General features: G+C 40.8%; 1 protein-coding gene and 1 pseudogene. Both read left to right on the top strand.

From position 1 onward, the window contains the following. Positions 1–333, top strand: a pseudogene (pflA, locus tag R8N46_RS24800) (pyruvate formate lyase 1-activating protein); the annotation flags it as partial. Between the two features lie 160 nt (positions 334–493). After that, positions 494–1162 carry an energy-coupling factor ABC transporter permease gene (locus tag R8N46_RS24795; RefSeq protein ID WP_318189722.1) on the top strand — a complete coding sequence of 223 codons (669 nt, stop codon included), beginning with the start codon at positions 494–496 and terminating at the stop codon, positions 1160–1162. Positions 1163–1335: the final 173 nt, after the last annotated feature.

The following is a 1335-nucleotide window of genomic DNA, read 5'->3' as shown; positions in this document are numbered from 1 at the left end:
GAAATTCACCAAGACTTTATCGGTGTGTCGAATCGACGTACGTTAGACTTTGCTCGTTACTTGCACAAAATTGGTCAAAAAACATGGATTCGCTACGTAGTTGTGCCGGGTTACACCGATGATCCAGAAGCGGCGCACATGCTGGGTGAATTCATTAAAGATATGGACAACATCGAGAAAGTTGAACTGCTCCCATACCACAAACTCGGTGCACATAAATGGGAAGCTCTTGGTTTAGAGTACCCTCTTGAAGGCGTGAATCCTCCTTCAAAAGAGATAATGGATGAAATTCAATCCATCTTGTCTCAGTACCACTCTAACGTGAAATACTAAGCAAATAAGAACCTTAACGTTCTAGAAATGCCAGCATTTAGCTGGCATTTTTGTATGTAACACTGGCAAATTCCTTATATAAATCACCAAGGCGTGTAAAATAGCGCCCCAATAAAAGGATTAACGTAAAAGTAACAAACGCATTTTAGGAAAAGAGTTCATGGACTGGTTTAACGTAGGCTCACTCATCATCGTTACTTGGGTTGTCGTTGCTTTTTGCATACCCGATTGGAGAAAAGTAGTTTGGCCTAAACTTGAACAAGAGAAAGCATTTCAACATATCGTGCTTGCCTCTTTCTTCCTCATTACGGTTCTTTGGTCTGCTCAAGCAGGAGTAAAAGAAGGGTTACAAATACACTTTCTCGCTTTAACGACACTAACCATGATGTACGGTTGGCGAATGGCTTTTTTGCTCAGCAGTCCTGCGATGATCGCCTACCACTGGATACACGATATTTCGTTTATCTTGCTCCCGAGCTCTCTTGTGCTATCGGCGCTCGTTCCAATATTAATCAGCTACTTAGTCTTTTTGCTTAGTTACCATTATTTACCCCGCAACATCTTTGTGTTTATTTTTGTCGCTGGCTTTTTTAATGGCGCACTCACAGGCAGTTTACACTTAGTATTTAACTCGTTTTATCACTTGTTGGTTGGCCACTACGATTGGGAAACCATTCAACACAACTACTTTATTTTTGTCCCATTGCTTGCGTTCCCCGAAGGGTTACTTAACGGGATGTCACTGGCAGTATTAACCGTCTTCAAGCCAGAGTGGTTAAGAGTGTTTTCGGACCGAGATTACATATACAACCACTATCACAAAAAGTAGATATTCTTCTTATATCGTGTATCACGCCGTGGCTGAATTCGACAATTCTTGCCATTTTTTCATATTAAATATGTGTTGAGATCATGTTTCACCCTTGTCTGAAGCGTTAACCTAAGCACATTAAAAATGTATTAGATTATTTAGTGAGGCCATCATGGAAATCACAACCGCTC

This window comes from Vibrio sp. 1874 (assembly GCF_033344395.1).
Taxonomy (GTDB): domain Bacteria; phylum Pseudomonadota; class Gammaproteobacteria; order Enterobacterales; family Vibrionaceae; genus Vibrio; species Vibrio alginolyticus.
The sequence above is the reverse complement of the archived record's forward strand: the minus strand, read 5'-3'. Positions and strand labels throughout refer to the sequence as shown.

Excerpts from the sequence above, each read along its gene's own strand:
- R8N46_RS24795 (WP_318189722.1), top strand. The coding sequence starts at position 494 with ATGGACTGGTTTAACGTAGGCTCACTCATCATCGTTACTTGGGTTGTC.